The organism is Mesorhizobium sp. M7A.F.Ca.CA.003.01.2.1, assembly GCF_003998945.1.
Lineage (GTDB): Bacteria > Pseudomonadota > Alphaproteobacteria > Rhizobiales > Rhizobiaceae > Mesorhizobium > Mesorhizobium ciceri.
The window spans coordinates 1-6,638 of sequence record NZ_RZRA01000212.1 but is presented as its reverse complement, the minus strand read 5'-3'; the positions used below and the strand labels follow the sequence as shown (position 1 = coordinate 6,638).

The following is a 6,638-nucleotide window of genomic DNA, read 5'->3' as shown; positions in this document are numbered from 1 at the left end:
CCTCCCAACAGACGCTGCTCGGCAGTGGCGTGCTGGCGCTGACCATCGACCAGGGCGCCCATACGCAGCGCTATCAGGGTATCGTCCAGCTCGATGGCGAGACCCTGGAAGACGCGGCACGCACCTATTTCCGTCAGTCGGAGCAGATCCCGACGGATATCAGGCTGTCGGTGGCCAAGCTTTTGACGCCCGGTCCCGGCGGCGCCCGCGAGCAATGGCGCGCCGGCGGTATCCTGGCGCAGTTCCTGCCGCAGTCGCCCGAGCGCATGCGCGTCCCGGACCTGCCGGGCGGCGATGGCGATCCGCGTGAGGAGATCCACGATCCGGTCGACAATTCCTGGCAGGAGTTGCTGGCTCTGCTCGGCACCATCGAGCCGACCGAACTGATCGACCCGACGATCGGCGCCGAGCGGCTGCTCTACAGGCTGTTCCACGAGCATGGCGTGCGCGTCTTCGGCGGCGTTCCGGTCGCCGACCAGTGCTCGTGCTCCAGGGACAAGATCCGCGGCATCCTCGAGGGTTTTTCCGCCCAGGAGATCAAGGACAGCACCGAAGACGGCGGCATCCACGTCGCCTGCGAATTCTGTTCGAAGCAATATGATTTCGACCCGGCGGAATTTGCGGCCCAGTAGAGTAGAAACCACGCCTCACCGGTCGCTCCGCGGCCGGTGAGGCGAAATCAATTCACCGTCCGCCGCGTCCCCGGCAAGTCCAGCGAAAACGCCGGAATGGCGATGTCGAACGTCTCGCCCCGCTTGTTGCGCATCGTGTAATGCCCGACCATGATGCCGGACGGTGTCGAGAGCGGGCAACCGGACGTGTACTGGTAGCTGTCGCCGGGATTGAGTTCGGGCTGGTCGCCGACCACGCCGGGGCCGCGCACTTCCTCGACCCGGCCGGTGCCGTCGGTGATGTGCCAATAGCGCGACAGAAGCTGCACGAAATCGTCCGACTGATTGTCGATCGTTATCTGATAGCCCCAGACATAGCGGTTCTCCGAGGGATCCGAACGGTCCTCCAGATAGAACGGCCTGACCTGCACTTCGATGTTGCGCGTGACGGCGCTATACATAAGCGGCTCCAAAAAACGGTTCCAGCGGAACTTTCGGCGCTCCGTGCGGTTAGGTCAACCGATCGAAGCCTCCTCTGGCCGGCCTCGCGGGCAGGTGCCGACAAAGAATGTCATTTAAGTGACATATGACAATGATGGTGTGCGCGGACTGGTGACGCGCGACTCGGGCGCTCTGCTGAACTGTTGAAACCGGTCATCTTGCGGACCGGTTTTCCTGGAGTGACCGGATCTCGATGCAACTCACTCTCATAGCCGCCACGCTTTCAACCGTCCTCATCCTCTCGAATCTCGCCAGCATCGTGCTCGCCGTGTCGCGTCTGAGACGGCGTCGCACCATTGCGCCGCCGGCCGGCAAGCCGCGGCCGGTGTCGATCGTCGTGCCGTCGCGCGGCGTCGAGCCGTTCACGCAGGAGACGCTGGAGCGCGCCTTCTCGCTCGACTGGCCGCGCTATGAGCTGATTTTCTGCGTCGCCCATGCCGACGATCCGGTGATCAAATTGATAAACAGGACGATCGTCCGGTTTCCGAAAGTGCCGGCCTGGCTGCTTGTCGGCGATGACCGCATCAGCGCCAATCCGAAACTCAACAATTGCGTCAAGGGCTGGGAAGCGGCGCGGCACGACTGGGTCGTCCTGGCCGATTCCAACGTGCTGATGCCGAGGGACTACATCCAGCACCTGATGGCTGCCTGGCGGCCCGGCACCGGCCTTGTCTGCTCGACGCCGATCGGCTCGCGGCCGGCCGGCTTCTGGGCCGAGGTCGAATGCGCTTTCCTCAACACGCTGCAGGCGCGCTGGCAATATGCCGGTGAGGCGCTCGGCCTCGGCTTTGCCCAGGGCAAGAGCATGCTCTGGAACAAGCCGATGCTCGATGCCAATGGCGGCATCCGCGTGCTGGCCGCCGAGATCGCCGAGGATGCCGCTGCGACCAAGCTGGTGAACAGTCTCGGCCTGCGCGTCAATCTCGTCGCCGCCCCCTTCGAGCAGCCGCTTGGCCGGCGCTCGTTTGACGAGATCTGGTCGCGTCAGGCCCGTTGGGCGCGCCTGCGCCGCGTCACTTTCCCGCTGTTCTTCGCACCCGAAATCCTGACGGGCGCCGTGGTGCCGCTGGTGCTTGCGCTGATTGCAGCGGCAAGCGCCGGCTTCAGCCTCTGGGCAACCGCCCTTGCCGTGCTGGCGGCCTTCTATCTTCCGGAGTGCGCCCTGGCCTGGTCCAAGGGCTGGTACCTGTCGCCACGCATGGTCGCCGCGATCATGGCGCGCGACCTGATCCTGCCGGCGATGTGGGGGCGCGGTTGGCTCGGCGGCGCCGTCGACTGGCGCGGCAATGCGATGACCATCGGCACCAAGACGGCCGAGCTGGAAGAGACGCCGTCCGGCGCCTGAAGGCCTCCTACCTGGCCTTCAGCGCCTGCGCGATGTCCTCGAGCAGATCGTCGGCATCCTCCAGGCCAACCGACAGCCTGAGCGTGCCCGGCCCGATGCCGAGCTCGGCGCGCGCCTCGTCGCTGAGATTTTTGTGCGTCGTCGTCGCCGGGTGGGTGATCAGGCTCTTGGCGTCACCGAGATTGTTGGAGATCAGGACGATGTCGAGCGCGTTCTGCAAGGCGAAGGCCGCCTGCTTGCCGCCCTTGACGTCCAGGCAGATCAGCGTCGAGCCGCCCGACATCTGCTTCTTGACGATGTCGGCCTGCGGATGGTCGGCGCGGCCGGGATAGATGACGCGCGCGATTTCCGGCCGTTCGGCCAGAAAATCCGCGATCCGGCCGGCACTTTCCGTCTGCTGGCGTACGCGCAGCGGCAGCGTTTCCAGGCCCTTCAGCAGCGTCCAGGCGTTGAAAGGCGAAAGGCTTGGGCCGGTATGGCGGAAATAGTCGTGCAGGTTCTCGTCGATCCACTTCTTGTCCGACAGGATGACGCCGCCGAGACAGCGCCCCTGGCCGTCTATGTGCTTGGTCGCCGAATAGACGACGATATGGGCGCCGAGCTGCAAGGGCTTCTGCTGCAGGGGCGTGGCGAAGACATTGTCGACGATCAGCCTGGCGCCGATCGAATTGGCAAGCGAAGCGACAGCGGCGATATCGACCACTTCCAGCGTCGGATTGGTCGGGCTTTCCAGGAAGAACAGCTTGGTGTTCGGCTTGATCGCCTTTTCCCAGTTGGCGATGTCGGTGCCGTCGACCAGCGTCGCCTCGATGCCGTATCTCGGCGCCAGCGTCTCGACCACCCAGCGGCAGGAGCCGAACAGCGCACGCGCCGCCACGATATGGTCGCCGGCCTTGGCGCTGCACAGAAGGGCGGCCGTCACCGCGGCCATGCCCGACGCGGTGGCGCGCGCGTCTTCCGCACCTTCCAGCGCGCACATGCGCTTCTCGAACATGTCGACGGTCGGATTGGCGTAGCGCGAATAGATGAAACCCGGCTCTTCGCCCTTGAAACGGGCTTCGGCGGCTTGCGCCGTTTCGTAGACATAGCCTTGGGTGAGATAGATCGCTTCTGACGTTTCGCCGAAACCGGAACGCAGCGTTCCGCTGTGCACGAGTGCCGTCTGAGGCTTCCAGTTGCGCTTCTTGGTGCTCATCGCTTTTCTTCCAGACACAAAAAAACCGGCCGCGAAAGTCGCAACCGGTCCATACGGCCTTGCGGCCCGACGGTCCTTTAGCGACTTGTTTAACGTGGCTGCAAGCCGACCGGCCAAATCACCACGGGATAACGACCCTTTAGACCCGCACCGCGCTTGCGTCAATTGCCGGCTTCATTAAGAGGTTTGTACCAAGCAGGAGTGGAGCCTTGCGGCAGACAGGCATTCTTCCCGACCAGGACATATCGGCGCTGCTCCAGTCCGGCGCGCTGAAGTCGGCGCGTGCGCTCGACACCGACCAGATCCAGCCGGCCAGCCTCGATCTCAGGCTCGGCGACAAGGCCTGGCGGGTGCGCGCCTCCTTCCTGCCCGGCCCCAATCACAAGGTCTCGGAAAAGCTCGACCGGCTGCAGCTGCACGAGATCAATCTGGCCGAGGGCGCGGTGCTGGAGACCGGCTGCGTCCACATCGTGCCCCTGCTTGAAAGCCTGGCGCTGCCGGCGGACATTTCAGCCTCGGCCAATCCGAAGAGTTCGACCGGACGGCTCGACATCTTCACCCGCGTCATGACCGATCGCGGCCACGAGTTCGACAAGATCGCGGCCGGCTATCATGGCCCGCTCTTTCTGGAAGTCAGCCCGCGCACCTTCCCGATCGTCGTCCGCACCGGGTCGCGCCTGTCGCAGATCCGTTTCCGCACCGGCAATGCGCTGCTCTCCGAAGCCGAGTTGCACGACCTGCATCGCACGCAGATGCTTGTCGCCACCGAGCCGCCGAACATTTCCGGCGGCGGCATCGCGCTGTCGATCGACCTCAACGGCGATCAAAGCGGCTTGGTCGGCTATCGCGGCAAGCATCACACCGGCCTCGTCGATGTCGACAAGCGCGCGGCCCAGGAAGTCGTCGACTTCTGGGAACCGATCCACAAGAGCGGCGCCGGCGAACTGGTGCTCGACCCCGATGAATTCTACATCCTCGTCAGCCAGGAGGCGGTGCATGTGCCGCCGCTCTACGCCGCCGAGATGACGCCCTTCGATCCGCTGGTCGGCGAATTCCGCGTCCATTATGCCGGCTTCTTCGATCCGGGCTTCGGCCATTCCGCATCCGGCGGCACCGGCAGCCGGGCGGTGCTGGAAGTGCGCAGCCATGAAGTGCCGTTCATCCTCGACCACGGCCAGATCGTCGGCCGGCTGGTCTACGAGCATATGCTGAAGCGGCCGCAGGCGCTCTACGGCACCGATCTCGGCTCCAACTACCAGGCGCAGGGCCTGAAGCTGTCCAAGCATTTCCGCGCCGCGCGCTGACCCTCATTGCCCCAAGGCAAAATACTTGCCTGTACCGGCTCGCCATGCTTGGCTGCCTTGCCGCCCGTCAAGCTGGCGGCGTTCAAGGGGAACCAAGAAAATGCGATTTTCGAAATGGGTCATATCGGCGGCGGGCGCTGCCATGCTGGCAACACTGGCCGGCTCTCTGTCGGTGCAGGCGGCGGAGAAAATCAAGATCGGCACCGAGGGCGCCTATCCGCCGTTCAACACCATTACCGCCGACGGCAAGGTCGAAGGCTTCGACATCGACATCGCCAATGCGCTGTGCGCGCAGATGAAGGTCGAATGCGAGATCGTTACCCAGGACTGGGACGGCATCATTCCCGCTTTGCAGGCCAAGAAGTTCGACGCCATCATCGCCTCGATGAGCATCACCGAGGAGCGCAAGAAGCAGGTCGCCTTCACCAACAAATATTATACGACACCGCTGGCTCTGGTGGCGCCGAAGGACACCGATCTCACCTCGACCGAACCGGCGGCCCTTGCCGGCAAGACGGTCGGTGCCCAGGCTTCGACCACGCAGGCCGACTATGCCCAGAATGAATATGGCAAGGCGGGCGCGGAGGCCAAACTCTATCCCACCCAGGAAGAGGCGATCACCGACCTGACCAACGGTCGTCTTGACGCCGTGATCTCGGACAAGTTCGTGCTGATGGATTGGCTGAAGAAGGCAAGCGACGGCTGCTGCAAGCTGGTCGGCGACGTCAAGGGCACCGAGACCCAGGCCGGCATCGCCGTGCGCCTGGACGACACGGCCCTGCGCGACAAGCTCAACGCGGCCATCGACGCGATCGTTGCCGACGGCACCTACAAGAAGATCCAGGCCAAGTATTTCGACTTCGATATTTATTGAGGCAGAGGCGCCTTTTCCTTCTCCCCTTGTGGGAGAAGGTGTCGCCGGAGGCGACGGATGAGGGGTGTTCCAGGGAACGCCAACGTTTCACTCCGCTGGAACACCCCTCATCCGTCTCGGCGCTAACGCGCCGATCCACCTCCCACTTGGGGAGAAGGAAAAGGCGCGCTCTCAAAGCGCCTTCACAGCCACCTTCACCGGCTGCTCGATCTCGAGCGGGTTGCGCAGCGGCAGGCCGAAATCCCCGGCCTCGATCTCGAAGACATCGCCGGCCTCGGTCGTGATGCCGTCGGCGAAGGACAGCGTCGCCGTGCCGAACATGTGCACATGCACGTCACCCGGCTGGCGGAAGGCCGCGTATTTGAAATGATGATGTTCGAGATTGGCGATGGTGTGCGACATGTTCGCTTCGCCGGACAGGAACGGCTTTTCCCACAGCACCTCGCTGTCGCGCACGATGCGCGAGGTGCCGCGGATGTCGGACGGCAGGTCGCCGATCAGGATCTCCGGCCCGAACGAGGCGTTGCGCAGCTTGGAATGCGCGAGGAACAGATAGTTCACGCGCTCGGTGACGTGGTCGGAAAACTCGTTCGACAGCGTGAAGCCGACGCGGAAAGGTGCGCCGTCGTCGCCGATGACGTAGATGCCGGCGACCTCGGGCTCTTCGCCGGCGTCCTTGGCAAAGGCCGGTGACAGGAGTGCGGCGCCTGGTGCCACCGCCATCGTGCCGTTGCCTTTGTAGAACCATTCCGGCTGCACGCCGATCTGGCCTTTCGCCGGCTTGCCGCCCTCCAGCCCCATGCGGAAC

General features: G+C 64.1%; 7 protein-coding genes and 1 riboswitch. Of the genes, 4 read left to right on the top strand and 3 right to left on the bottom strand.

The annotated features are described in order from the left end of the window. A partial coding sequence (locus tag EN969_RS11350; RefSeq protein WP_206525147.1) for an Hsp33 family molecular chaperone HslO occupies nucleotides 1-632 on the top strand: 632 nt, incomplete at its 5' end. Between the two features lie 47 nt (nucleotides 633-679). Here EN969_RS11350 and apaG read toward each other — a convergent pair. Next, nucleotides 680-1,072 carry a Co2+/Mg2+ efflux protein ApaG gene (apaG, locus tag EN969_RS11345; RefSeq protein WP_013533640.1) on the bottom strand — a complete coding sequence of 131 codons (393 nt, stop codon included), beginning with the start codon at nucleotides 1,070-1,072 and terminating at the stop codon, nucleotides 680-682. Between the two features lie 233 nt (nucleotides 1,073-1,305). Between apaG and EN969_RS11340 the strand changes: the two genes are divergently transcribed. Beyond that, complete coding sequence (locus EN969_RS11340; RefSeq protein WP_063170014.1) at nucleotides 1,306-2,457, top strand: ceramide glucosyltransferase; 1,152 nt, start codon at nucleotides 1,306-1,308, stop codon at nucleotides 2,455-2,457. 7 nt (nucleotides 2,458-2,464) lie between these two features. Here the strand turns inward: EN969_RS11340 and EN969_RS11335 are convergent, their stop codons facing one another. Next, on the bottom strand, nucleotides 2,465-3,652 hold the full coding sequence (locus EN969_RS11335; RefSeq protein WP_063170015.1) for an O-succinylhomoserine sulfhydrylase: 1,188 nt from the start codon (nucleotides 3,650-3,652) through the stop codon (nucleotides 2,465-2,467). Between the two features lie 57 nt (nucleotides 3,653-3,709). Further along, nucleotides 3,710-3,787: riboswitch (SAM riboswitch) on the bottom strand. Nucleotides 3,788-3,861: 74 nt separating this feature from the next. Between EN969_RS11335 and EN969_RS11330 the strand changes: the two genes are divergently transcribed. Beyond that, nucleotides 3,862-4,956: a 2'-deoxycytidine 5'-triphosphate deaminase gene (locus EN969_RS11330; protein ID WP_127419130.1), complete on the top strand. Its 1,095-nt coding sequence runs from the start codon at nucleotides 3,862-3,864 to the stop codon at nucleotides 4,954-4,956. A gap of 100 nt (nucleotides 4,957-5,056) precedes the next feature. After that, complete coding sequence (locus EN969_RS11325; protein WP_024503157.1) at nucleotides 5,057-5,830, top strand: ABC transporter substrate-binding protein; 774 nt, start codon at nucleotides 5,057-5,059, stop codon at nucleotides 5,828-5,830. Nucleotides 5,831-6,001: 171 nt separating this feature from the next. On the opposite strand, the gene araD1 is transcribed toward EN969_RS11325, so the two are convergent. Next, a partial coding sequence (gene araD1, locus EN969_RS11320) for an AraD1 family protein (RefSeq protein WP_281060004.1) occupies nucleotides 6,002-6,638 on the bottom strand: 637 nt, incomplete at its 5' end.